The organism is Rhizobium sp. AG207R (assembly GCF_027109195.1).
GTDB lineage: Bacteria > Pseudomonadota > Alphaproteobacteria > Rhizobiales > Rhizobiaceae > Rhizobium > Rhizobium dioscoreae.
In genome coordinates this window covers 311,226-333,950 of record NZ_JAEPVT010000005.1, presented here as the reverse complement: position 1 = coordinate 333,950, position 22,725 = coordinate 311,226, and the positions used below count along the sequence as shown (strand labels likewise).

The 22,725-nt window shown below is 58.4% G+C and carries 24 protein-coding genes; 16 read left to right on the top strand and 8 right to left on the bottom strand.

Translation table 11 applies throughout. From position 1 onward, the window contains the following. Positions 1 to 30: 30 nt before the first annotated feature. The 6 genes from JJQ51_RS14050 to JJQ51_RS14025 all read left to right on the top strand — a co-directional run bounded on the left by JJQ51_RS14050 (position 31) and on the right by JJQ51_RS14025 (position 5,610). Positions 31 to 927 carry a LysR family transcriptional regulator gene (locus tag JJQ51_RS14050; RefSeq protein WP_269244830.1) on the top strand — a complete coding sequence of 299 codons (897 nt, stop codon included), beginning with the start codon at positions 31 to 33 and terminating at the stop codon, positions 925 to 927. Positions 928 to 1,055: 128 nt separating this feature from the next. Then, positions 1,056 to 2,201, top strand: a complete 1,146-nt coding sequence (locus tag JJQ51_RS14045) for a TIGR03364 family FAD-dependent oxidoreductase (protein ID WP_152093057.1) — start codon at positions 1,056 to 1,058, stop codon at positions 2,199 to 2,201. A 5-nt stretch (positions 2,202 to 2,206) separates the two neighbouring features. After that, complete coding sequence (phnX, locus tag JJQ51_RS14040; RefSeq protein ID WP_113350800.1) at positions 2,207 to 3,010, top strand: phosphonoacetaldehyde hydrolase; 804 nt, start codon at positions 2,207 to 2,209, stop codon at positions 3,008 to 3,010. A 215-nt stretch (positions 3,011 to 3,225) separates the two neighbouring features. Beyond that, positions 3,226 to 3,696: an MEKHLA domain-containing protein gene (locus JJQ51_RS14035; protein WP_069610109.1), complete on the top strand. Its 471-nt coding sequence runs from the start codon at positions 3,226 to 3,228 to the stop codon at positions 3,694 to 3,696. A gap of 260 nt (positions 3,697 to 3,956) precedes the next feature. Beyond that, on the top strand, positions 3,957 to 4,103 hold the full coding sequence (locus JJQ51_RS14030) for a DUF1127 domain-containing protein (protein ID WP_083258017.1): 147 nt from the start codon (positions 3,957 to 3,959) through the stop codon (positions 4,101 to 4,103). A gap of 1,009 nt (positions 4,104 to 5,112) precedes the next feature. Next, positions 5,113 to 5,610 carry a hypothetical protein gene (locus tag JJQ51_RS14025; RefSeq protein ID WP_162746290.1) on the top strand — a complete coding sequence of 166 codons (498 nt, stop codon included), beginning with the start codon at positions 5,113 to 5,115 and terminating at the stop codon, positions 5,608 to 5,610. On the opposite strand, the gene JJQ51_RS14020 is transcribed toward JJQ51_RS14025, so the two are convergent. Further along, positions 5,604 to 6,248: a response regulator gene (locus JJQ51_RS14020; protein ID WP_113329405.1), complete on the bottom strand. Its 645-nt coding sequence runs from the start codon at positions 6,246 to 6,248 to the stop codon at positions 5,604 to 5,606. The genes JJQ51_RS14025 and JJQ51_RS14020 overlap by 7 nt on opposite strands. Beyond that, entirely contained in the window at positions 6,245 to 7,678 is a 1,434-nt protein-coding gene (locus JJQ51_RS14015) for a sensor histidine kinase (RefSeq protein ID WP_269244829.1), read from the bottom strand. The genes JJQ51_RS14020 and JJQ51_RS14015 overlap by 4 nt, the downstream gene beginning before the upstream one ends. Positions 7,679 to 7,962: 284 nt before the next feature. On the opposite strand from JJQ51_RS14015, the gene JJQ51_RS14010 reads away from it, so the two are divergent. Beyond that, entirely contained in the window at positions 7,963 to 8,622 is a 660-nt protein-coding gene (locus JJQ51_RS14010) for a hypothetical protein (RefSeq protein ID WP_269244828.1), read from the top strand. Between the two features lie 394 nt (positions 8,623 to 9,016). Here the strand turns inward: JJQ51_RS14010 and JJQ51_RS14005 are convergent, their stop codons facing one another. Continuing rightward, positions 9,017 to 9,415, bottom strand: a complete 399-nt coding sequence (locus JJQ51_RS14005; RefSeq protein ID WP_113329403.1) for a DUF1236 domain-containing protein — start codon at positions 9,413 to 9,415, stop codon at positions 9,017 to 9,019. 83 nt (positions 9,416 to 9,498) lie between these two features. On the opposite strand from JJQ51_RS14005, the gene JJQ51_RS14000 reads away from it, so the two are divergent. Next, entirely contained in the window at positions 9,499 to 10,080 is a 582-nt protein-coding gene (locus tag JJQ51_RS14000; protein ID WP_269244827.1) for a hypothetical protein, read from the top strand. A gap of 285 nt (positions 10,081 to 10,365) precedes the next feature. On the opposite strand, the gene JJQ51_RS13995 is transcribed toward JJQ51_RS14000, so the two are convergent. The 3 genes from JJQ51_RS13995 to JJQ51_RS13985 form a co-directional block, all read right to left on the bottom strand. Further along, positions 10,366 to 10,731, bottom strand: coding sequence for a chemotaxis protein CheW (locus JJQ51_RS13995; protein WP_269244826.1), 366 nt, complete (start codon positions 10,729 to 10,731; stop codon positions 10,366 to 10,368). Positions 10,732 to 10,977: 246 nt separating this feature from the next. Further along, entirely contained in the window at positions 10,978 to 11,799 is an 822-nt protein-coding gene (locus JJQ51_RS13990) for a sterol desaturase family protein (RefSeq protein ID WP_269244825.1), read from the bottom strand. A 156-nt stretch (positions 11,800 to 11,955) separates the two neighbouring features. Beyond that, a complete protein-coding gene (locus JJQ51_RS13985) occupies positions 11,956 to 12,999 on the bottom strand; it encodes a helix-turn-helix domain-containing protein (protein ID WP_269244824.1) in 1,044 nt (347 codons plus the stop codon). An 802-nt stretch (positions 13,000 to 13,801) separates the two neighbouring features. Between JJQ51_RS13985 and JJQ51_RS13980 the strand changes: the two genes are divergently transcribed. Both JJQ51_RS13980 and JJQ51_RS13975 read left to right on the top strand, forming a co-directional pair. Then, entirely contained in the window at positions 13,802 to 14,572 is a 771-nt protein-coding gene (locus tag JJQ51_RS13980) for a hydratase (RefSeq protein ID WP_113350807.1), read from the top strand. 219 nt (positions 14,573 to 14,791) lie between these two features. After that, on the top strand, positions 14,792 to 14,998 hold the full coding sequence (locus JJQ51_RS13975) for a hypothetical protein (protein WP_233788556.1): 207 nt from the start codon (positions 14,792 to 14,794) through the stop codon (positions 14,996 to 14,998). Between the two features lie 110 nt (positions 14,999 to 15,108). Here the strand turns inward: JJQ51_RS13975 and JJQ51_RS13970 are convergent, their stop codons facing one another. Further along, a complete protein-coding gene (locus tag JJQ51_RS13970; protein ID WP_069610097.1) occupies positions 15,109 to 15,834 on the bottom strand; it encodes an SDR family oxidoreductase in 726 nt (241 codons plus the stop codon). A 66-nt stretch (positions 15,835 to 15,900) separates the two neighbouring features. On the opposite strand from JJQ51_RS13970, the gene JJQ51_RS13965 reads away from it, so the two are divergent. From JJQ51_RS13965 to JJQ51_RS13940, 6 genes are all read left to right on the top strand, one after another. Further along, on the top strand, positions 15,901 to 16,176 hold the full coding sequence (locus JJQ51_RS13965; RefSeq protein ID WP_145634777.1) for a hypothetical protein: 276 nt from the start codon (positions 15,901 to 15,903) through the stop codon (positions 16,174 to 16,176). 63 nt (positions 16,177 to 16,239) lie between these two features. After that, positions 16,240 to 17,217 carry a tagatose kinase gene (locus tag JJQ51_RS13960; RefSeq protein ID WP_145634774.1) on the top strand — a complete coding sequence of 326 codons (978 nt, stop codon included), beginning with the start codon at positions 16,240 to 16,242 and terminating at the stop codon, positions 17,215 to 17,217. A gap of 183 nt (positions 17,218 to 17,400) precedes the next feature. Then, entirely contained in the window at positions 17,401 to 18,126 is a 726-nt protein-coding gene (locus JJQ51_RS13955; protein ID WP_113329395.1) for an SDR family oxidoreductase, read from the top strand. A gap of 11 nt (positions 18,127 to 18,137) precedes the next feature. Then, complete coding sequence (locus JJQ51_RS13950; RefSeq protein ID WP_113350811.1) at positions 18,138 to 18,911, top strand: SDR family NAD(P)-dependent oxidoreductase; 774 nt, start codon at positions 18,138 to 18,140, stop codon at positions 18,909 to 18,911. A gap of 330 nt (positions 18,912 to 19,241) precedes the next feature. After that, positions 19,242 to 20,582, top strand: coding sequence for an SAM-dependent methyltransferase (locus tag JJQ51_RS13945; RefSeq protein ID WP_152093050.1), 1,341 nt, complete (start codon positions 19,242 to 19,244; stop codon positions 20,580 to 20,582). A gap of 411 nt (positions 20,583 to 20,993) precedes the next feature. After that, positions 20,994 to 21,716 carry a L,D-transpeptidase gene (locus tag JJQ51_RS13940; RefSeq protein WP_371864848.1) on the top strand — a complete coding sequence of 241 codons (723 nt, stop codon included), beginning with the start codon at positions 20,994 to 20,996 and terminating at the stop codon, positions 21,714 to 21,716. A gap of 58 nt (positions 21,717 to 21,774) precedes the next feature. Here the strand turns inward: JJQ51_RS13940 and JJQ51_RS13935 are convergent, their stop codons facing one another. Next, positions 21,775 to 22,671, bottom strand: a complete 897-nt coding sequence (locus JJQ51_RS13935; RefSeq protein WP_152093048.1) for a sugar phosphate isomerase/epimerase family protein — start codon at positions 22,669 to 22,671, stop codon at positions 21,775 to 21,777. Positions 22,672 to 22,725 lie beyond the last annotated feature (54 nt).

Here is a 22,725-nt window from a genome sequence, read left to right as displayed (position 1 = left end):
GTGCGATTTCTCCAGGTGAGGCTTTGTAGAATGCCGTCTGTCACGCTTGCGCAAATGAAGGCCGTCGAAGCTTTGGCGCGCACGGGAAAGTTTTCCCGTGCAGCCGAGGATTTGGGCATCAGCCAGCCCTCGGTTTCGACGCAGATCCAGTCATTCGAAGAGCTGTGCCGCACGCGCGTCTTCATTCGGGATGGGCATAATGTCAGCGTCGCGCCATCGGCAGTCGATCTGATCGCCAAGATCCGGATCACGCTGAAATGCCTGAACGAGGTCGATCGCGCGATCACCGACACCACGTCTTTGAACTCGGGCACGATCTCGATCGGCTTCAGTGCGCATCGCCTCATCATGCCGGTCCTGATGGCGTTCGTCCGCGAATATCCTTCGCTGCGCCTGACGACACGGGGCGGGCCTTCGCTCGATCTCGCAGACGCCGTGCTGCGCGGCGAGCTCGATGTCGCCGCTATCTCGCAGGTGGCATCCGACGGCCGTTTTTCCTCCCTGCGCCTGCATGAATCGCGCGTGGCGATTTATGGCCGCAGAGGCGATCCGATGCTGGCCAAGGGCCGGCTGACGCTTGGCGATCTCGATGGCCGCGACATGGTGCTCTGGAACAAGGCGTCCGGCACTCGCACGCTGCTGGAGGATGCGGCGAACAAGCGGGGCATACGCCTGAAGCCGGTGCTTGAAGTCGCGACACTTGACGTTGCCTATGCTGCGGCGGCTGCCGGAATTGGGTTGGCGATCTCTATAGAAGGCGAGGTTCCGCCCGATGACCATATCGAGGTCGTGCCGCTGGTCGAGCCGGAGCTGGCCATCGGCCATTACCTCGTCACCCTGCCGGAATGCCGCGATCACGCGGCCATCCAGGCTTTTTTTGATGTCGCCAAGGAGCACACGCGCGAAGTCGATGGCCGGGTGCCTTGAAGTTGATTTTAAACTATAGGAAAATCATATAATTTTTTATAATTTATAATTCTGTCATATCATTTTGCTAGTGTTTGCCCTATAGGCTGACGGTTAGGCTCGATGCCGGCCGAGGAAAGGGTAACGATATGGCGAATGGATACGATCTTGCGGTTGTCGGTGCGGGTATTGTCGGCATCGGCGTGGCATTGGCGGCTGTGCGCCAGGGCAAGAAGGTCGTCGTCATCGAGCGCAATGCCAAGGCGGTCGGTGCCTCCATTCGCAATTTCGGCTTCGTGACCATCAGCGGGCAGAAGGCGGGCGCCCATTGGGAGCGCGCCATGCGGGCGCGTGACATCTGGGCCGAGATTGTCGACGAGGCGGGCATCGCGGTCATCCATCGCGGCCTGGTCATGCCGGCGCGTCGCTCGGAAGCCGCCGTGGTTGTCGACGCCTTTTTGAAGACACCGATGGGCGAGAAGTGCCGCCTGATGACGAAGGCCGAGGCTGGCGATCTCGTGCTGAGCCTGCGTTTGGATGGCCTCGAGACCATTCTTTATAGCCCGCACGAGCTGCGTGTCGAATCCTCCGAGGCGCTGCCGAAGCTCGCAGCCTGGCTCGAGGCTCGGCACAAAGTCGATTTTCGCTGGAACACGGCCGTCCGCGCCATCGAGGGAACGCGGATCGAGACCAGCCACGGCGCGATCGAGGCGGAAGCCGTCGTCGTCTGCCCCGGCGACGATTTCTCGACGCTTTTCCCGGATGTCATCGCCAAGCATAATCTCATGATCTGCACATTGCAGATGCTGCGGGTGGCACCCGCTCAGCCGAGCAGGTTCGGCGCGGCCGTCATGTCGGATATGAGCCTTGCCCGTTACGAAGGCTTTGCTCAGTTGCCGGAAGCGGAAGCGCTTGGAAAGCGGCTCGATCGCGAAGAGGCCGAAAGCCGCGCCGCCGGCATCCACCTGATCGCGGTCCAGTCGGCCGACGGTTCTCTCGTCGTCGGGGACAGCCATGTCTACGGCAATGCACAACAGCCATTCGCCAGCGAGCGCTTCGACCGGCTGATCCTCGATGAGTTCGATCGCGTATTCGATCTGCCGGGCCGCACCGTCGTCAACCGCTGGATCGGCACTTATGCCTCGTCGAAGGAGCGGACGGTGCTGGTCGAGCGCCCCGCCGATCATATCCGCCTCGTGATGGTGACGGGCGGAACCGGCGCCTCGACCGGCTTCGCCCTCGGTGAGCAGGTCATCGACGACCTCTACGCTTCGACATCTCGGTCTTGGGAGTGAAATCAGTGAGCCAATTGAAAGCCGTTGTATTCGACTGGGCTGGAACGGTCATCGACTTCGGATCCTTCGCCCCCATGGGCGTCTTCGTCGAAGCCTTCAGCCGCTTCGGCATCGAGGTCACCATCGCGGAAGCGCGTGAGCCGATGGGGCGGCCGAAATGGGATCATATCGACGCCATGCTGAAGCAGCCTCGCATCCGCGAGCTGTGGGCCACGCGTCATGGCAAGACACCGACGGCAGCCGATGTCGACGCGGTCTACGAGGTCTTCGTGCCGATGAACGAGGAGGTGGTGCATAAGTTCGCCGATCTCGTGCCGGGCACGACCGAAGTTGTCGGGACGCTGCGCCAGCGCGGGATGAAGATCGGTTCCACGACGGGTTACACACGCTCGATCATGGAGCGCGTCCTGCCGCTCGCGAAAGAGCAGGGCTATGAGGTCGACAATCTCGTCTGCGCCGGCGACCTGCCGCATGGCCGGCCGACGCCGATGAACATGTACAAGTGCTTCCTCGATCTCGATGTCTGGCCGGCGCATGCGGTAGTCAAGGTCGACGATACTGGTGTCGGCATCGATGAAGGCGTTGCGGCCGGCTGCTGGACGGTCGGCGTCGCATTGAGCGGCAATGAGGCGGGTCTCACTCCGCAAGAGATCGCCGCTATGGCGCCGGATGCGCTCGCCAAGGTTCGTGAACGTGCAACCGGCGTTCTGAACGCACGGGGCGCGCATTATGTCATCGATACAGTTGCCGATCTGCTGCCTGTCATCGATGATATCGAACGTCGGCTGGGCGCCGGCGAACGACCGTAATTTGGTTGGTGTTCAGAGCTGGCAGGGCTCCGTTGCGGCAATCTCGTCCTTGAGCACGCTATCGGTAACTTGTTCGCGCTTACTCTGGAGACCCTGGCTTCGCGGTGTGGTTGATGATGGATATTCGCGTCTTCCCGCTTGCCCTGCTTTTGATCTCCCACGCAATTTGATAGGTATCGCTCCCGTCGATGCCCAGAATGCTAGGAAGGGAAGAGATGACTGATAGGCCTGAAAGCAACGCTGTCGATTTATCGGTTGACGAAGCCTTTTTTGAACTTCTGACCGGCAGTTTTCAACGCATTGTCGGCTCTTCCTTAATTGGCGAGGGCGCGGGGCCGGATTGGCTCTATCGCGACGCGCCGTTTGTGGTCCTCGCCCATAATACGGATGCCGATCCGCGTTTCGTCTACGCCAACAAGGCTGCGCAGAATTGCTTCGAATACTCATGGGACGAGTTTATAACGCTGCCCTCGCGCCTTTCGGCCGAGCTTCCCAATCGGGCGGAGCGTCAGCAGTTGCTGGACGCGGTGACCCGTAACGGCTTCATCTCCGACTATCGCGGTCTGAGGATTGCGAAATCCGGACGACGTTTCTGGATCGATGCCGGTATCGTCTGGCAGCTCGTGGACCGAGATGGCAATTTGCGCGGGCAGGCTGCAACCTTTTCCAAATGGCAGGATGCATAGGCCGCAGGATAGAGACGGACGGTTCAAAAGCTAAGTTCGCTTCATCGGGGCCGCAACAGTCGCGGAAGGTAGCGATCCGTCAGTAAAATCCAGAGCCGATCGCACTCTCGAATATGGTGATAAGAACTAGCACGTGTTCATCCCGCCAATCTTATGGTCATGAGCCGTGCAAAACCGGCATGGCTATCGTGCAGGCATGTGCATTTTATTTAGGCGGATAAATGCCTATCTCCTGCGCATCAGCAAAGGAGACCGCAAAAATGAGAGTATTTGAGAAGATCAAGCGCTTTAGCGAACAGCGCAGAGCCATACGCGAGCTTTCCGCCCTCGACGATCATGTCCTTCGTGATCTCGGTATTGCCCGCTCGCATATCCCCTACGCCGTCAGCGGCGCCCGCGGCAACTAAACCATCTTTTCGAGCGCATACCCCGAGGTATGCGCCGCCGCAAGAGACCTTTGGGCGCGCGCCGTCATCGCCTCTCTTTGACAAGCAATAGCCAGTAGAAGCCGCAGCTCGTGCCGTGATCCTTGGTGGCATCGAAGGCGATCGCCCGGCACTTTCTCTTGACGCGGCATTGGCAATTCATGTCAGCCGCCAAGTCGGCAGACGATCCGGAACGCAACTGAGTGCCAAGGTTTTTTCGCTATTATCGTCGCGGATACTATGGCGAAGATTTCAGGCGGCTTGTTCACAGCTGCCTTTCATGTTCCGTTTTGCGCAATATTCGAGTTCGATCTCGAGCAGCCTTGTTGCCTTGGCAAGTGCATCCTCGGCCTCTGCGAATAGCTGTGGCTGATGCCCCATTCTCGCTTCGCCGTAGTTTCTCGCTCGCAGCAAAACGAGGTCAGCCAAAGCGATGCATTCCGGCGTTGGTCGGACAAGGTTCAGGCAATATCGCAAATTGATCGCGACCTCGAGAGCGAACTCGGCTGCCGAGAAATCCAATATCGCGCCTGGCGGCGCGGAGCGGGCTAGAAATATCCTCCAGTGTTGGGTCATCGCAGTACCCCTCTTTTCGGATCGATCGCGCGGGCATCGATATATGGAGTGCCAATTTTTGCAGGGGCACTATTGGTTCCCAACCATGGCATTTTGCATTGGCAGGGCGTCGGCGTATCCGCAGTCATATCGACCAGAGGAAGTCGGTTTCAATAATGCAATCATGCAATTGGGCTTCGGTCCAGCTCCTTCCTGGACGTTAGTCTGACGATATCCCGGCGAAAGGTCTTGGCTTCGATTGCTGAAGTCCAAGCAGAGGTCTCTCCGTTTGATAAGACTTGACCCCTCGCGGTGTTGCGGCGATTTGATATGGAATCAGAGATATTTGCCAGTCGGCGATAAATGGCGGCGCTTTCGGGCCAGGGAGCGACGAACATTCGTCGCCGAAGCCAACCGGAGCCTCAGGAGGCCGTAGGTGTCATTGCGTCGAAAGCTCATTGCTGCTTTGCCATGCCTGTTGTTGACTATGGTCAGCACAGCACTCCCCTACACCATTAAAATTCACGGCGCTTCCGCGATATTTGCACAACAAATAGTGGAGGCAAAAGGGGGTAACGGCAATGGCGGTGGCAATGGTAACGGCGGCGGAAACGGCAATGGGGGAGGCAACGGGAACGGCGGTGGCAACAGCGGCAATGGGGGTGGGAACGGCAACAATGGCAACGGCAACGGGAATGGAAACGGTAATGCCAATGGCCGTTCATCCGCAACCAAGAGCGCTACCCAAAGCCAGGTCGATTCCGACCAATCCTCCGATGATGGCGACGGATCGATTACCGTTCAACACAAGGATGGCATGAGCGAAAATATAAAGGGCGGGCGGTATGTGATGAAGGATTCAAAAGGCCGCACCATCGTCAACCGCAATGCGACGATCGCCGACGAGCAGCGGCTTAAAGCGTTCCTTCACTGACGGCGCCTTTCGAGTTCATCCCTGAATGCCATCGCAGCTTCCGTTCTGTTGCTCACTTCCAGCTTGGCGAAGATCTGGGTCATGTGATGCTTGATGGTCTTTTCATGCAGATCGAGCTTTAGCCCGATATGTTTGTTGCTCAATCCGGCGGAAGCCAGTTCAAGGACCTCCCGCTCGCGCTCCGTCAATGCGCTGAAGGGATTGATCTGTGCACCAGGTCCGTTATCCGAGATCAGACGCGCCGATAGCGTCGGTGCGACATAGCTGTCACCCGCAGCAATGCTGCGAAGGATATCGGCGAGGGTCCGTGAGCCAACGCCTTTAAGAACATAGCCTTTCGCGCCGCTCTTGAGCGCCGCCATGACATCGTCGCTTGCCTCGGAGACTGTCAGCATCACGATCTTCTGATCGGGTATCTGCTCAAGGATGAGAGAGATGGCATCCAGCCCTCCACCCGGCATGGAAATATCGAGCAGCAGGATATCCGGGCGGTGTTCCGCTGCTATGCGCAGCGCATCCTCCCTGCTGCTGCCCTCACCCACAATACTGAACCCATCCATTTCGGTCAGGCTCCGGATAACGCCCTCCCTGAAGAGAGGGTGGTCGTCTACGACCGCCAAACTGATTGCAGCTGTCATGCCTGCTCCATTTCCTCGATGTTCAGGGACATGCGAACGATGGTTCCCCGGTTCGACGACAAAAGTTGAAAAATACCGCCGAGACTTTCGACCCGGTCCCTGAGGCCGGCAAGGCCAAGCTTTTGCGGGCCGACCTCCTTCGGGTCAAATCCCGGCCCTTCATCGGCAACCTCGATCACGATCTGGCCGTCTTTGAAGGTCTGCACGACCTTTTGCCCGATTCCGCCGGCGTGGCGATAACCGTTGTTCAAGGCTTCCTGCACAAAGCGATAGACGCATATTTTTGCGGAGGTCGAAAGGTCTGTCGGCGTTGTCGCGACCATCAGCGCGACAGCGACGCCTGTGCGCTGTTCGTGGGCACGGATTGCCCGTTTCAAAAGATCGGTCAGATTGTCCGTCTCGATGTGCGGTAGCATCAGGCCGCTGCAGACGCTCCTGATTTCGGTCATGGCGTCGTCAAGGCTGGATTTGATGGTCTGCAGCGACGCCTCGCGCTCCTCTGGCGAGGTAGTGGAGCTGATGAGGGTCTGGCTGTCCAGCCGCAAGGAGGCATAGGCGACCAATTGGGCGGGGCCGTCATGCAGGTCGGCGCCGATACGGCGCAAATAGCTCTCGTTTAGCGCGGCCGCACGCTGGGTCGCACGTTGAACCCGGGCTCGCAACGCCTCATTCTGTTGAAGAAGCGTCGACAGTTCGCCGATGCGGCCGTTGAGCGCCTTGCGCTGATTGTCGATGGTGCGGCTGCCACGCAGGACGATGATCGACAGAAGAGCGAAGAATGTCAGAGTGAACAAGGCAACGACAAGCCAGCTCAGCAGGCGGGCCTGAGTGAGACTCCCTTCGAAATCGTTGGCAATCTCGTAAAATTCGGAAACGGCGACGACCTTGCCCGACCAGGGTTGCAGTACGGGATTGTAGATTTCCAGGAGCGGTTTGCCGCTATTGCGTTCGGCGACGCTTTCCACATCGTCGATCCGGTTGAATTTGGCGACCATCCGGCCGGAAAAAGCCGCCTTCAGGCTATCGGAAAGTGGAAATCGCTTTCCGGAAAGATCCTTGTTGTTGGAGTAGAGGATCGTCCCGTCATTACGCCATAATCGGAACGAAAACAGCCGTGTGCCAAGCGCGCCCTGGCCGAGCGTTTCGTCGAGAGCGCGGGTGACGGTATCGTCGAGAGCCTGGGTGGTTTGCATATCCGGCAGAAGCGGGGCGATAACGCTGTCGACATAGAGCGCCGTCGTCGCCGCGGAATTGCGCGTCACCGCATTCTCGATGAGGGCGGCAACGAAAGAGCCGACCACGAGCATCGCACAGAGCGCGACGAGGCCGCCGGCGAGCAGGAACTGTCTGGCCAAAGATTGGGAGTTCCAGCGTTCGATAAGACTTGCCAGAGATAGTTTGTATTTATGGTTTGCTCGCAGAACTGGCATAATCAGCACTGATCTCCCAACCCTGTATAGCTATCCCAGTGGGATGGAGTGTCAACTGTTGCAACGTTGGCACCGGTCGCCTCGTCCCGTGAAGAGGGTATTGCTATCCGGCGCGCACAATCTAAGGGACCATCGGGCAGGATCAATCAGACAATGGTCCTAATGCTCAAAGCATAGGTCGGACCCATGTAGAAACCTGGGATTTCGGCAATATTCTAGTGCGCAGTGATTTGCTGGATACGGCCGCTGCTGTGAGTGGTGGACGCTTTATGAAGGAAATGCGCATGAAAATCCGTTCCATAATCGGTGCAACAAGTCTCGGCCTGGTGCTTGCAGTCGCTCCCATGGGAGGAGGTACGGTCGGTTTTATGCAGACAGCATTCGCCAAGGGCGGAAATGGCGGCGGCAATGGTAATGGCAATGGCGGCGGCCATGGCGAAGGAAATTCCGGTCATGAAAAGTCCGGGAGCGACGATTCAAGCAGCACGTCGACGAGCGCGGCGACTGCGCAGGCTGCCTCATCGTCATTGCAGGCACATCACCCGGACAAACATTCCGGAGCTCATAGTGCAAGCTCGAAGACGCATGTTTCGAAGCCCGACGAGGGCAGGCTTAGCTCGCTCAGGAGAGACTATCACGCCTACTTGAACTCGAAAGACCCCAAGATGGCGGCGCTCTCGGCCTATGTGAAGGCATATGCGGAATTCGAAATGCAATATGGAACGACGGCAGTGCCGACGGATCCAGCCCTCAGCAACAACGCCCTGCGTTCGGCGCTCGCGCAGCTGTCGAACAAGCCGGTAACGGACCAGACACTCGCTGAAGCAAAGAGCATTCTCGGCATCGGAACAAACAGCGGCAAAATCGCCGAAGTCCGTGATGCCCTGGAAAGGAAATCCGAAGCCGCGGCACCCTCCGAGAGCAGTGCGGCGACTGTCAATTGAAGGCGCTGTACCAGCAGCGTCTTGAGGTGAGCATGCCGGTCGCCGGGCACTTTGCGACACGAGGTTTCTGCGATCATCGCTCACAAGTTTGGGTTCACGAGTTTGGCGTCGATGCACGCCTTTCCCTAGCCGGTCCGCCCACCGGCTCTATCGCCGGGTCGGGCCTTCCGCCCCAGACGCTGCTCGATCCGGCGATAGGCAATTTGCTGCGTGATGCAGGCGGCCAAGTTTAGAATATGGTGCGCAAGGGGGTGCAGCCTGTGGAAGCCACTGTGAAAAACTCGGAGCTTCGGGTAGCGCTGCAGACCGGTCGCTTTCTCGTTTCGGTCGGCATGGATACGCCCATGGGGAACAGGGGGAAGGGTGGAGAGCGGCTTCCCGCTCCCCACGACGATTAGTTCAGAATCTGGATAACCTTGCGTGAGGAAGGCTCGACGATCACGCGTTCGTGGTTGACGACTGCATAGGCATATCGCGGATTCTGCGGAACTGTGCGAACAACGACCGTATCCGGCAGAGACCTGCCGACGACCACTCTCTCGTGGACAACCGTGCCCTCTTCAGGCAAGGGCTGTTCGCGGACATAGGTGACCACCTTCTGAGGCGGCGGATCGATGGCGGTGCCGACAATGGCGCCAGCCACGCCGCCCACGGCGGCCCCGACCGGACCACCGACAACGGCTCCGGTAACCGCGCCACCTGCGGCGCCGGTGACGGTCGACGATTGGGCAAAGGCACATCCGGCGGTCAGGCCTAGCGCGAGTGCCGCAATACTAAGTACTTTCGTTTTCATCAGAATCTCCTTTCACCTTCTCTTCGTCCGTCATTGACGGAGCTGTCGGTAAAACAGAGCTTCGGCGCAGTCGGTTCCTTTCCATGGGCTTCAGTCGAGTGACATTGGGGCGAGGGTCGCGCGATGCACTGGACCAAAGCCTCACGCGGACGGTCTTCATCGGGAATATGTGGAAATTCATCACGCTCAAAGCTGATTTCGGTGATGGAATACAGGGATTGACTGCCTGCAGCCCTCTGTTCGCAAATACCGGAACCGGCTACTGGATGTCGACGGATACAGGAAGCCAATCCGACAAAGGCTTGCGATCGCCGCGCATTCACGGCGGAGCGATCTCAATCCGTCAATGTGCGGCGCGGCTCGAAGAAGCCACCGATACATTTCGCTCCGTGGTCCAGGTGCTCGCCAGGTTTGCACATATGATCCCGACCAGCAGGATTACGGAGACCAAACCAACCAATGTCTCCCATGACTGCCGGCGAAACGGCAGCGGCCAGCGCGATCGGGATATGTTTGGATCATACAGCATTCATCAGCTCCATATCCAAGGGAGAGCCGTCAGCATCGACGTGGCCGTTCCGGTTGAGATCAAGGCTATGATCGCTCTCTTTTTCTGGCACGCGTTCATCTATCAAGTTTATGTCCGTCGAATTCCGAATGTCTAGTACCTTGATCGACAATATCTGGTAACGAAGCCCCTTGCGATTGCTGGATCTGCCAATTTAAGTGAAGTATGGAGAAAATATTTCCGAGATTGGCCGTTATTGCTGAGACATAAAGGCGTGCATGGCTTCAGTCGTGCGCCATGTTGAAAATCTGTTCCGGAATTTGGCCGCGGCTGGTCATAGTGTACAGGAAGTGCGGCAGGTGGCTCCTGCGAAGAGATGACTTTCTTCATGGCTTGCGGAAGCGCGTTCCCAGCCGCCTTCTTTGGCATCGGGAAAGCGACGCTATACGGCTACACGCTCGCGGCCAAAAATGTCGAGTTCCGAAAGGCGGATGGCTTCGCTCGCCGCCGACGTGCTGCCGATGAATTCGTCGATCAGAAATGCGACATAGCCGCCAGTCGTCTTGATGATGGCGATTTCACAGCTCCTTGAGGGCTTGTTGCCCATATTCGTCGCCAGATCGTAGACCGGCACCAATTCGCCACGATATGAGGTATGACCGAGCGCGCGGCGCGTATCGTCGCTATCGCGAACTGGGCGCCAATTATCCGCCCGGGCGACAATCGTGCCGTCGATGAATGTACATAAGGTGTCATGCACGCGGACCGCCATCGCTGCACGGCGACGAAGAAATGCTGATAGAGGCATTGAGCACTTTGTCCCCTTCGGGACTCCCCATTCAAAAGTGCAATCGTCTGAGGCGAAACCCATTCCAGGATGCCTTGGCACTGTCATGGTGCCGCCGAACCTTGTTCGGCCAGACACGTCGATGGTAGAGCCGTGGTCTTGATGACCGCTTTTAGGTTTATCTAAAATTCTAACGAAGGCGTGTTTTTAGACCGAGCATTGGGCTGAAAGCGTGAGGAAAATCCTGAAATTGAAACAGCCTGCGTTCTAGCTATGCCTGCCGCGTCGAAACGGTCGGACGAGAAATTCGGTCAAGTTTTGCGGCTCCCGGATATTGGGCAAGCCGACATCGGGCCATTCCGCGGCCTTCGGATAATAGGCGGTCCCGAACAGAATGTCCCAGATCGCCGAGCCGCTGCCGAAATTCTTGTTGAAGTGCTGTCGCTCGACCGAATGGTGAATACGGTGAAAGCGATTGTCGGGAAAGACGTAACGAACCCAGCCCAGATTCAGTCGCGTCGAGCTATGCTCGAAATAGCCTTGCCAGCGCACGAAGAACACCCAGATCCAGGGAACATAGTCCTGTTTGAAATCGAAGAGCAGCGAGACGGGAATGATCAGAAACGGAATCCTGAAGATCTCCTCGCTGAAATGGTGGTTGCTGTTGAAGGCGCTCATTTCCTCGAGCGAATGATGCTCGGCATGGAAGCGCCAGAAGAAGCTATTGCTATGCTGTAGCCTGTGGAACCAATAGTAGAAGAACTCGCTGACCTGCAGAACGAGAAAAGAAGCAGCTATGGCGCCCAGCAGATGGAGTGGCCATGCGTTCGAAAACTTCGAGAGGAATGTTAGGTCGATCGCAAACAGCGGCTTTATGCCGATGCCCGCCCAAAACCAGTAGAAGAGTGTCAGGCTTGCCTTGGTTATGAGGATGTTCGTCACGCAGAAGATGGCGCCGCGAAGCCTCGATACATAGGTATAGCGAGACTTCGGAAAGATGATCTCTGCGGCGAGCAACAGGAACGCGACCGGAAGAATGCGATCGGTGTACTCCTCCATGAAATTAAGCAATTGAAGCAAATTTTCCATTGTCAATTTGCTATCCACGGAACGATGGAGGAGGCGATATCCTCCCTTTATCCGGGAATGGCGGTTGCTTCAACTTGATGATTAAAAATTGGTTAAAGCCATGCCGGCCGGATTGGAGAGAGGTTAAACACGTTCTGGATCGTGCCCGATCGCGATTCAGTCAGCTGTTGGCGCGGCTGTGGACTGGGAGGATTTGCGCGACTTGTCGCGCCATTCGAGCGGTGTGGTATCAGTGACGCGCCGGAACTCGCGATTGAAGTTCGACTTGGTCTGAAAGCCGACATCGAACATGATTTCCGTCACCGGCTTCCCGGTTTCGGCCAGCAGCGTGCAAGCTTCCGCGATCCGGTACTCGTTGACATATTGCGAGACGTTTTTGCCGGTCGCGCGGTTGATGGCTGTGGAAATCTGCCGGGCGGGAATCGCAAGCTTGCGCGCCAGCCGGTCGAGATTGAGATCGACATCGCGATAGGCGTGTCTTTCCTTCATCAGCGTCTGTACGGCATCAAGCGTCTGGGTGTCCTGCAGGATTTCAGGCGGCAGGACAGCCCCTCCCTTGTCGATGGGCGCGTGGCTGCGGCTGGCTGCAGCGGCGGCTGTGGCCAGGATGGCCAGTCCCACGAGATTTCCGAGGCTGATGACCTTCAACGCATATTCACCACCGGCCCAGGCGAAGTCCAGCCAGATGAAGATATCGACCATCGCCGACAAAAGAAGAGCGCCGGCAGCAAAGAGGACGGCCCGATAGGTCGGACCGGCATTTTCGAATGGCGCGAGGCGAAGCGCGTCCGTGCCCGAACGCATGAGAAGCAGGATCGCCGCGGCATAGCCGATGTCGATCAGTACGATGGCGATATCAATCGCGTCGCGCCACACCGCGATCAGCACGATAATGAGCCCGGCCGGCAGCGCATGCAGGCAGATCTGCTGAAGTGGGGAGAGCGAGCTTTTGCGCACCAGTCTCGAGACGCCGAGATAGGCAAGTGGCGCCACCATCGCGGCCGCCACCGGCATGATATACATGGCGGGCTGAACGGCATAGCCCCATCGCAGACCGGAAAGCGTGGATTGAAACGCACTGAGAAGGATCAGTGTCTGGAAAGGCAAATTGGGTGGTGCTTCATCGTCTCGAGCCTTTACGGCTGCAAAGAGAACGACGAGCAAAATGGCGACGACAAATGGAAATGGAATGAAGAGCATTGATCGGTTCGTGAAGGATTGGCAGCGATTTTCCAGCCGATCATGCCGAAAGATACACTGCGCGGCGACCTCAAACATGATTGAGGTCATCAAAATCCTGGGGAAGGGCGCCTCCCGGAACGAGGACGGTCAATTTCGCTGGATCCCGCTACCTTATCCGCTTCTCCTATTCGCGCCAAAACTCCGTTACCTCCTTTCCCGGATGCCGTGAACAGAGGAGCGAAACAACATAGGTGCGTTCAAAAATGGACGCAGACAGGCGGGTCGATTCTCCTTAGCGTCGGCCTCGATCGTGCATTCGGTGCTCTGCCGGTACTGGTTGGTCCCGTTGTACGATCCGGCAGAATCCGCCTGCGCTTGCCCGGTCGCGGTGTGGATGGATTGCCTTCAGGCCGCGCGCAAGAAATCCTGAGCGGACCCTGGCGTCATAGCCAGCAGGACGATCTGAAACGCTGCGGCCGATGGCATCCAATATGGCTATGTCGGCTTTGAAGCCATAGCGGCTGCGGCTCGATGCTCTCGGACCGCGCACCTATTATGCTGTTCGATGCCATGACGTCCGCGTCCTTGCCGCAGTCTCCTGACCGATACGGCTTCCACTTCGAGCGTCGCTTCGCCGCCTGGCGGTCTCAGCCAAAGCGGCAGCGGTAAGGCACGGAACGACGGGATGCCACATATCATTCAACGAGAAAAAGCAATCACTATGAGATTTTAATCTTTTCGCGCATTGCGCCGAATGGAACGGCTATGCGTGTCGAGCCATTTTCGCGTGAAAGCCAGTTGTCGAGATTGGAGCGCGAAGATGTATTTCGAATTGAAGGATACCACAGCCGATCTTCTGGCGAAGTGTCGCCGTCACGAAGAACTTTGCGATCTTCCGCTCGATCTGATCGTCTCTGAAGATGAGGCTTACGACATCCAAGCCGCGGCGCAGGATGCACTCGGCTTTGAGCGCAAGGGCTATGCGATTGTGGGAACGAGCGATCTGTCTTGCCGGACGCTCGGCCTTAAGGGGCCGATTTATTCAGAAATTCCGTCTTCCGCCCTGCAAAAGAGGGCGCAAAGCTTCCGTCTGCCGCCGGGAACCATTGGAATACAAAGCGAGTTCGTTTTCACGATGCTGAGGCCATTTCCGGACGAGGGCGAGCAAATCTCCCTCGATAGCGTGGCTGAGGCGGTCATGAGCTGCCGCCCTGCAATCGGGGTCGTCGGCCGCCGGACGCGGCGAGCGTTTGCCGGCGCAAACGCTGCGATTGCGGATTTTGGCCTGCATGTCGCGACGCTCTGCGGCGACCATGCCGCAAATGTGGACATCGGCGCTCTTTCGAGAATCGAGGTCACGGCGTTTCTGTTTCGGCAGACCATGGTGTCCGGCAGCTCGTCGGCGGTCATGGGCAATCCGCTGAACGCGGTGGCGTGGCTTGCCGCGGCGCTTGCGGCAAATGGCAGGCGGCTCGAGCCGAGCGATATCGTGGCGACCGGCTCCTGCACTGCGGTCCTCCAGGTCTGCGCCGGCCAGCATTTGGCCGTCGACTTCGGGCCGCTCGGCCAGGTCGAATGTGTCTTCAATTAAAATGAATCAAAAGTCGAAAGGACGGATAATGCGGCCGCAGCGAAAGCCATTCGTGGTCGAGATCAAGAAGAACAGGCGTCCGCGCTCGAAATCCTCTCTTGAGCAAGCGACGCGTGAGCGCACGCGCGCGCAGAAAGGTGCTGGGGCGAGTGTGGGCCTGACCCTTCAGCGTGGGGATCGGAGCTGATGGTCAGTCGGAACATTCCTCACGAATATTTCATGCTTTCCGCAACAAGGGAGGAAGGCCCTGTTGTCGGCTATGTCAACGGCAAACCTATTTCGGCTGCCGTCGTGGATAGAAACGGCAGCCGCTACCGGTTCGTCGGCATTGCCGTCCGGGATCGCGAAGGCAGGCTCGACGTCCTGACGCTCAGGAAGGGAGAATGGATCGTCGCGCCAGATCTGATCTATGAGGCGGCAGCCTGATGCCAAGCCTTCCAGGCGTTCCATAGCATCAGCTCCCCGTCGAATATCTCAGCCTCTTCGGCGGCTTCCATCGGGTGTTTGATCTCTATCAGGATGCCGTGGATATGATCTCAGGCGATCATATAGCCGCCATCGATCGGCATGGAGATGCCGTTCACCATGGCCGCCGCGTCGGAAAGTAAGAAAAGGATTACCTCCGCAACCTCTGCCGGTTCGACAAAGCGGCCGGCCGGAATGCGATCGCGCATGGGTGCTGCCTTTTCGGGATCGCTCCATGCCTTGACCGCCATCGGTGTCAGCGTCACCGTCGGGTGCACGCCGTTGACGCGAATACCCTTGGGCGCCAGTTCCCTGGCCATCACGCGCGTCAGGCCGTCCAGGCCGCCCTTCGATGCGCAATAGGACGCATGATCCGGTATGCCGATAAATGCGGCAATGGAGGAGACATTGACGATTGCGCCGGGAAGGCCTCTGCCGATCAATGAGCGAGCGAATTCCTGGGCCACGATCATCGGCGCGCGGGTGTTGACCGCATGCAGATGGTCGAAGGCTTCGACCGTGGTCTCAAGGAACGGCTGCAGCTCGGTCGTGCCTGCGCAGTTGACAAGATAATCTGCCGGAAGCGCAGCGATTGCTGCCTCACGTGTTCTGTCGGCGTCGGCAAGATCGACCTGAATGGCTTCGCAACCCAGTTCATTGCGCAAGGAAGCGACGTCCGCTGCGCTTCTGGTCAGCGCCACGACATGTGCGCCGCGCTTTATCAGCATTTCCGCCGTCACTCGACCGATGCCCTTGCCTGCCCCGGTGACGATCACTCTCTTGCCTTCGAAACTCATCGGAACTTCCTCTTTCGATCTCCTGCCTGTTTGCCGATCGAAGATGCGAATGCGGCGGGGGTCAACATGAAAATGCAGCGTTCTATCCGAAGCGAACCGAATTTCTCGCCGGGCGGAGGCATCCGCAAACAGCGCAAGCCGCCGAATTTCACGGCGTCTGTTCCGGCGACCCATAATTGCCGCGTCGAAGGGTCGCGCCCGCAAGCAGCTGGAATCATGCTTGAATTCATTGCGAATGCTGAAATCGCCACGAAAGAGAAGAATGCTTCTGGTCCGACGCTCAACGCGGCATATATGTTTCGCCAGTATTTCTTTGCTGGAAAACAATCAGTCTTGCGATGAGGATGGAGCGCAACGACACGCCGTCGCGGATTGAGAACAACAGGTATCGAAAGCAGGATTGCAATGCGTTCAATACTGGCACCCGACCAGCTTGGCCCAACGGTCTGCGCCGGGGAAATCCTTGTGGAAATCGTCGCCACGACGGTCGGCAATGGTTTCATGGAGGCACAACCGCTCGTCGGACCGTTTGCGAGCGGCGCCCCGGCGATCTTCATTTCCCAGTGCGGGCGACTTGGCGGCAGCGCAGCAATGATCGGCGCCGTCGGCACCGATGATTTCGGCCGCGTGAACCTCGAAAGGCTCAAGGGCGATGGCGTCGATATCTCGGCAATATCCATCGACCCGGATTATCCGACAGGCAGCGCCTTCGTTCGCTACCGCGAGGACGGTTCCCGCGACTTCGTCTATAATATCGCGACGTCAGCGGCTGCTCGCTTTGGCTGGAGCGAAGGCGTCAGCAATCTCATCGACCGTGCCGGACACCTGCATGTGATGGGTTCGGCGCTATCCGTTCCGAGCGCGTGTGAGGTGATCGACAAGGCCGTCGATATCGTCAAGACCCGCGGCGGCACGCTTTCCGTCGATCCGAACATTCGCAAGGAACTCAAGCTCGACGAGGCGACCGAACGCCGGTTTGCCCGGCTTGTGGCTATGGCCGATCTGCTGCTGCCCTCCGGGGAGGAGCTTGAGCGCGCGGCCGGCGTCGAGGGCGAAACCAATGCGATCCGCCGCCTGTTTGAAATCGGCGTCAAGGAAATCGTGCTGAAGCGTGGGGCTGATGGCGCGACTTATTACAGCAGGGAAGGCGAGCGCATCGATGCGCCGGCCTTCATCGTCGCGGAAATCGATCCGACGGGTGCTGGCGATTGCTTCGGTGGCGCCTACCTCACTTGCCGACGGCTCGGCATGCCGGCAGCAGACGCCCTGACCTATGCGGCTGCTGCGGGTGCCCGCAATGTCACAGTCGTCGGTCCGATGGAGGGGGCCGGCACCCGAGAGCAACTCGACGCGTTCATCGCAACCACGGAAAGACGTTCCTGATGCGGATCCGTTCCGTCGAAGGGGCGGGCTTGGAGGTCCAGGTGGTTCGACGACGGCCGCTCCATAGGCGCGATTGACCTGATCGCACTGTGGATCTCGCAGACTGTCTCGAGCTTTGCCAATGAATACCCGGTCTGCAGTGCCGGTAAATGATAGCTGTTTTAATCCAAGGAGGAGGAGACCATGGACGAATTGAAGGGGAAAATCGCCGCGGTGACCGGTGCGGCATCGGGGATCGGGCTCGCTTCGAGCGAGGCCATGATTGCGGCGGGAGCGAAGGTCGTCTTGATCGATCGCGATGAGAGAGCATTGGCATCGGTGTGCGAGCGCCTGGGCGAACTTGCCATTCCGCTGGTCGTCGATCTGCTCGACGCGGAGCAGTGCGCCGGGCTGCTAGAGGGCATCCTTGCCAAAGTCGATCATCTCGACATCTTTCATGCGAATGCCGGCACCTATATTGGCGGTGACCTGGTGGAAGCCAATCTCGACGCCATAGACAGGATGCTTAACCTCAACGTCAATGTCGTCATCAAGAATGTCCGCACCGTCGCGCCGCATATGATCGGGCGCGGTACGGGCGATATCATCGTCACGAGTTCGGTCGCAGGCCATTCGGCCATCCCTTGGGAGCCCGTCTATTCGCCCTCGAAATGGGCAATGACCAGCTTCGTCCAGGCCATGCGGCGCCAGCTTCTGAAGAGCGGTGTTCGAGTCGGTTCTGTCTCTCCAGGCCCGGTCATCAGTGCCTTGCTCGCCGACTGGCCCGAAGAAAACCTGCGCAAGGCCAAGGAGGCCGGGGCCTTGATCGAACCCAAGGAAGTCGCAGATGCCATCATGTTCATGCTGACACGTCCGCGCAACGTGACGATCCGCGACGTCGTGGTCCTGCCGAGCGCCTTCGATATTTGAGGAGCAAAGCCATGGGTTATCAGGAGAAATTCCGGCTCGATGGCGAGCGGGCTGTGGTTACGGGCGGTGGCCGCGCCATCGGCCTTTGCTGCGTAGAGGCACTGGCTGAAGCTGGCGCTGCAGTCGTCGTCATCGAGCGTGACGAGGCCGACGCACGGGGAGCTCTCGCTTTACGGGAGAAGGGTTACGACATCGATGTACGGATCGGCGATGTCACGGACTCCGCGCGAATGGAGGCGATCGCCACGGAACTCGTCGATGGCGGCAGTGCCGCGACGATTCTGGTGAACAATGCTGGGATCGGTCAGAGCGGCATACCCTCGCAGGATGTCAGCGACGCCGATTGGCTGCGAATGATGGATGTCAATGTCAATGGCGTGTTCTGGTGCTCGCGCGCCTTCGGCCGCCACATGATTGCTCAAAAACGCGGCGCCATCGTCAATCTCGGTTCGATGTCTGGAATCATCTGCAATAGGCCGCAACCACAGACGCCATACAACGTCTCCAAAGCGGCGGTCCATCATCTCACACGGTCGATGGCGGCGGAATGGGCAGAGCATGGCGTCCGGGTGAATGCCGTGGCTCCTACCTATATCGAAACGCCTATGGTGATGGCGGTCGAGGCCAATCATGAACGCATTCCGGTCTGGCTTGCCGATACGCCGATGGGGCGGATGGGAACGCCAGAGGAAGTCGCCAGCGCGGTTCTCTTCCTTGCATCGGGCGCTGCCAGCCTGATGACGGGCGCGATCGTCAACGTGGATGCCGGCTTCACCTGCTGGTAGGCGTGTCCCGCGTCGGAGTGCATTCCTTCCGCGTAACGCTGCTCGGCGGAGGCGATGCTATACGGCTTGCATTCGGCTGTCGCGCACCCTTTGCCGCCGGGAGAGGTCTCACATTCCGGCAGCCGGCTGGCTATATATAGCCGAAGCAGTGATCCTGCGGAGGGGGCGAGCATCCTTGTAGGCGCGTTTGAGCTTACTCAACCTTGATGTCGCAAATGATCTGGATATTTTACCAGATTAAGTAGTACGCTTTCGATACCGGTACGGGATTCTTCGCCACCCCTCAGGCCAGGAGATCACCGTCAAGGAAACGATAAACAGGTAGTTGTCATGTTCCTAGAAGCAGCTCTTTCCCGCTTGATCAAAATCGGAACGCTCACGGTCACTTTTCCGGACGGTTCCACGCGCAGTTTCGGTACGGGATCGGAACCGCGTGCAGCGATGAAAATCAACACCGCCCGTGCAAAACGCCGTCTGCTCCTCAATCCGGCTCTGGCGCTGGGCGAGGCCTATATGGACGGTGAAGTCGAACCGGCTTCCGGCGATCTTTACGAGATGGTGGACTTGCTCGCTCTCAACATGATGGAAGGCGGGAGCCATCCCTTCGAGAAGCTGATGGAAAAGGTCCGCTGGCTGCGCCGAAATCTCGATCAATTGAATTTCGCCGGTCGCTCGAAGCGCAATGTCGCGCATCATTACGATCTCGATGCCCGGCTCTACTCCTTGATGCTGGATGAAGACCGGCAATATTCCTGCGCCTATTTCCCGGTCGGCGACGAGACCCTGGAGGAAGCGCAGCTCAAGAAGAAGCGGCATATCGCATCGAAACTCATGCTCGACCGCCCGGGCCTCGAGGTTCTGGACATTGGCTGCGGATGGGGCGGCATGGCGCTCTATCTCGCCAGGGAGTTCGGTGCTCGGGTGACGGGTCTTACGCTTTCGGAAGAGCAATTGCTGGCCGCACGAGCCCGCGCGAAGGATGCCGGGCTGGAGCATATGGTCACGTTCGAACTGCTGGATTATCGCTCCTGGACGCGTCCGGTCGACCGCGTCGTCTCGGTCGGCATGTTCGAGCATGTGGGCATCAACCATTACAAGACTTTCTTCGACAAGATCCGCTCCGTGCTCAAGGAGGACGGTGTCGCGCTGATCCATGCAATCGGTCGGGCTGATGGTCCCGGCAGCACGAATCCGTGGATCGCGAAATATATCTTCCCTGGCGGCTATTCGCCGGCGGTCTCCGAGGTCCTGTCCGTGGTCGAAAAATCTGGTCTCTGGACGACCGATATCGAGATCCTGCGCCTCCATTACGCCAAGACACTCGAGCAGTGGCGCGACCGCTTCATGAAGAACAGAAGCACTTTGGCAAAACTCTATGACGAGCGGTTCTGTCGGATGTTCGAGTTCTACCTCGTCGGGTCCGAACTTGCCTTCCGTCGCATGGGTCACATGAACTGGCAACTGCAACTGACGAAGAACGTTTCCGCTCTGCCGCTGTCCCGTGACTATATGGTCGATATCGAGCGGGCGCGGGCTGTCATTGCCGAGCAAGGGAGGGCAGGGCCGATCGAAGCTGCGAGCGCGCGGGCAAGGCGAGATCTGACCTTGCATGACGAGCGCAAATCCCGCCAGCAAAATCAATCCGGAGGCGAATCCTCGCGGAACCTTTAGAAACCACTTGCAGCCCGGCATGAGGATTGGCAGGACATGGGATACAATGTCCTGTCCAGCCATTCCTTCAATATCTAGCCGATACATATCGCAATGTCGCGGCGAGCAAGTGCCTCCGTGCAATCAGCACGTTTGCGGATCGGTAAGGCGGCAATCGCCCAATACACTCGCGGAAACACAAGATCGCTGTGGCTTCTGGCCCACACTCGTCGATTGAGTTTGCAGGGTCATGGTATTGGCGAACTTGTCATCACAGGTCCCGAGTGGCTATGAGGTCATCACCACTTAATGATGAGACACGTCGCCTCTTTCGGCCTCATCCGTCGAAGAAGGCGATATCAATATACGGGGTTTGTTAGGACAGGAATGCGCTCAACCAAGAATGAAAAGACTCTTTCCCGGCGGGCTTTTATGCTGGGGTCTATCTCTGCGACGGCAGCGCTTGCGGGCTGTGCCACCACCGCCCCGGTTCCAACTCCCATTGCAGCTCCGGTTCGTACGCCACCTGTCGTTCCCGTGGCGTCGGAACCTCAGAGCGTCGTCACACCCGATCCCGAACTCGAAGCACGCTATGCCTCCGTGGTCGATGGCGGTCATGTCATTCCGGCGGTTCCCTACCGAAAGCTGGACCCGAAGTTTTATCGGCAGCGCGTTCCCGATCCGACCGGCGAGGCGCCCGGTACAGTCGTCGTGGATACGGCGTCGAGATTTCTCTATGTCGTGGAGCGCGGCGGCACGGCCATGCGCTACGGTGTCGGCATCGGTCGCGACGGCTTTGCATGGCAGGGCGAAGGGATCATCCATTGGCGCCAGCATTGGCCGCGCTGGAAGCCGCCGGGCGACATGATTGCCCGCAAGCCGGAACTCGCGAAATATTCCGTCGCCAATGGCGGCATGGATCCGGGAATCAAGAATCCGCTGGGTGCCCGCGCGCTCTATATCTTCCAGAATGGCAAGGACACGCTCTATCGTCTGCATGGTTCACCGGAATGGCGCTCGATCGGCAAGGCAGCATCGTCCGGCTGCGTTCGCCTGATCAATCAGGACGTCATCGACCTCTACGAACGCATTCCATACCACGCGCGCATCGTCGTTCATCAGGCGCCGCTTCAAAGCAAGGCGATTTCTGCCTGAGCGAAATCGGCTCCCTCGATAGGCGGGAGCCGATGCTTCGGCACGATGGAGTGCCGTATCACGGGAGACGGCTGCGCTGCTGGCTTTGACGCTGGGCCTCCTGCGCGGCCTTGAGCTGCGCCTTCGTATACATCAGCGCATGTTCGGCAAGGTCGCGGCCATCATCCCAGAGGTTGCGCCAGATGCCGAGGATGCCTTCGAGCGGCTGGCCGACAACGCGGGAGGAGAAGGATTCGAAAGTGATCGGCCCCTGGTAGCCGGAACGGACGAGGGCCCTGAAGACGCCGGTAAGATCGATCGTGCCCGAGCCCATATAGCCGCGATGGGAATCGCCGGTATGGAAATAGCCGAGATAATCGCCGGTTTCGAGAATGGCGGCCTGAATATCGGATTCCTCGATATTCATGTGATAGACATCGAGATGCACCTTCACGTTCGGCATGCCGATGCGCTTGCACATCTCCACGGCCTGGGCGGCCGTGTTCAGCACGTTGGATTCGTAGCGGTTTACCACCTCCAGAACCAGCGTGATGTTGCTTTTCGCCGCCGTCTCGGCCACCTCTCGCAGGATATCGACCGATTGCGCGACGCCGGCAGCTGTCGTCGGCTCGCTATATTTGCCGAAAGCGGAATGCAGAATGCCGCCGATATATTCGCCGCCGCAATCGCGGCAGACGGCGATCGCCTGTTCCAACCTTTCCTTGCCGCGCCGACCCTTCTCCTTGTCGCTGCTTGAGATATCGGTTTCAAAATCGAGACCAAGCGAGAAGTTAATGCCGATGCCGTTCTTCTCCAGCTGCCGGCGGGTGAATTCCGGATCGATCAGGCTTGGGTCGAGCGCTGGTGCCTCGATGAAATCGTAACCCACCTCGGCGCTGTTTGCGATTGCGCGGGCGCATTCGTCGCGGCTCCAGCCGGCCTCCCATACCAGCGCGTGAACTCCCAGTTTGTTCATGCTCGTCCTCCCGATTTCGTGGATGCAAAAAACATTTGCTGCAATGCGAAAGAC

Excerpts from the sequence above, each read along its gene's own strand:
- JJQ51_RS14050 (WP_269244830.1), top strand. The coding sequence starts at position 31 with ATGCCGTCTGTCACGCTTGCGCAAATGAAGGCCGTCGAAGCTTTGGCG.
- JJQ51_RS14045 (WP_152093057.1), top strand. The coding sequence starts at position 1,056 with ATGGCGAATGGATACGATCTTGCGGTTGTCGGTGCGGGTATTGTCGGC.
- JJQ51_RS14035 (WP_069610109.1), top strand. The coding sequence starts at position 3,226 with ATGACTGATAGGCCTGAAAGCAACGCTGTCGATTTATCGGTTGACGAA.
- JJQ51_RS14030 (WP_083258017.1), top strand. The coding sequence starts at position 3,957 with ATGAGAGTATTTGAGAAGATCAAGCGCTTTAGCGAACAGCGCAGAGCC.
- JJQ51_RS14020 (WP_113329405.1), bottom strand. The coding sequence starts at position 6,248 with ATGACAGCTGCAATCAGTTTGGCGGTCGTAGACGACCACCCTCTCTTC.
- JJQ51_RS14015 (WP_269244829.1), bottom strand. The coding sequence starts at position 7,678 with ATGCCAGTTCTGCGAGCAAACCATAAATACAAACTATCTCTGGCAAGT.
- JJQ51_RS14010 (WP_269244828.1), top strand. The coding sequence starts at position 7,963 with ATGAAAATCCGTTCCATAATCGGTGCAACAAGTCTCGGCCTGGTGCTT.
- JJQ51_RS14005 (WP_113329403.1), bottom strand. The coding sequence starts at position 9,415 with ATGAAAACGAAAGTACTTAGTATTGCGGCACTCGCGCTAGGCCTGACC.
- JJQ51_RS14000 (WP_269244827.1), top strand. The coding sequence starts at position 9,499 with ATGGGCTTCAGTCGAGTGACATTGGGGCGAGGGTCGCGCGATGCACTG.
- JJQ51_RS13995 (WP_269244826.1), bottom strand. The coding sequence starts at position 10,731 with ATGCCTCTATCAGCATTTCTTCGTCGCCGTGCAGCGATGGCGGTCCGC.
- JJQ51_RS13990 (WP_269244825.1), bottom strand. The coding sequence starts at position 11,799 with ATGGAAAATTTGCTTCAATTGCTTAATTTCATGGAGGAGTACACCGAT.
- JJQ51_RS13985 (WP_269244824.1), bottom strand. The coding sequence starts at position 12,999 with ATGCTCTTCATTCCATTTCCATTTGTCGTCGCCATTTTGCTCGTCGTT.
- JJQ51_RS13980 (WP_113350807.1), top strand. The coding sequence starts at position 13,802 with ATGTATTTCGAATTGAAGGATACCACAGCCGATCTTCTGGCGAAGTGT.
- JJQ51_RS13975 (WP_233788556.1), top strand. The coding sequence starts at position 14,792 with ATGCTTTCCGCAACAAGGGAGGAAGGCCCTGTTGTCGGCTATGTCAAC.
- JJQ51_RS13970 (WP_069610097.1), bottom strand. The coding sequence starts at position 15,834 with ATGAGTTTCGAAGGCAAGAGAGTGATCGTCACCGGGGCAGGCAAGGGC.
- JJQ51_RS13965 (WP_145634777.1), top strand. The coding sequence starts at position 15,901 with ATGAAAATGCAGCGTTCTATCCGAAGCGAACCGAATTTCTCGCCGGGC.
- JJQ51_RS13960 (WP_145634774.1), top strand. The coding sequence starts at position 16,240 with ATGCGTTCAATACTGGCACCCGACCAGCTTGGCCCAACGGTCTGCGCC.
- JJQ51_RS13955 (WP_113329395.1), top strand. The coding sequence starts at position 17,401 with ATGGACGAATTGAAGGGGAAAATCGCCGCGGTGACCGGTGCGGCATCG.
- JJQ51_RS13950 (WP_113350811.1), top strand. The coding sequence starts at position 18,138 with ATGGGTTATCAGGAGAAATTCCGGCTCGATGGCGAGCGGGCTGTGGTT.
- JJQ51_RS13945 (WP_152093050.1), top strand. The coding sequence starts at position 19,242 with ATGTTCCTAGAAGCAGCTCTTTCCCGCTTGATCAAAATCGGAACGCTC.
- JJQ51_RS13940 (WP_371864848.1), top strand. The coding sequence starts at position 20,994 with ATGCTGGGGTCTATCTCTGCGACGGCAGCGCTTGCGGGCTGTGCCACC.
- JJQ51_RS13935 (WP_152093048.1), bottom strand. The coding sequence starts at position 22,671 with ATGAACAAACTGGGAGTTCACGCGCTGGTATGGGAGGCCGGCTGGAGC.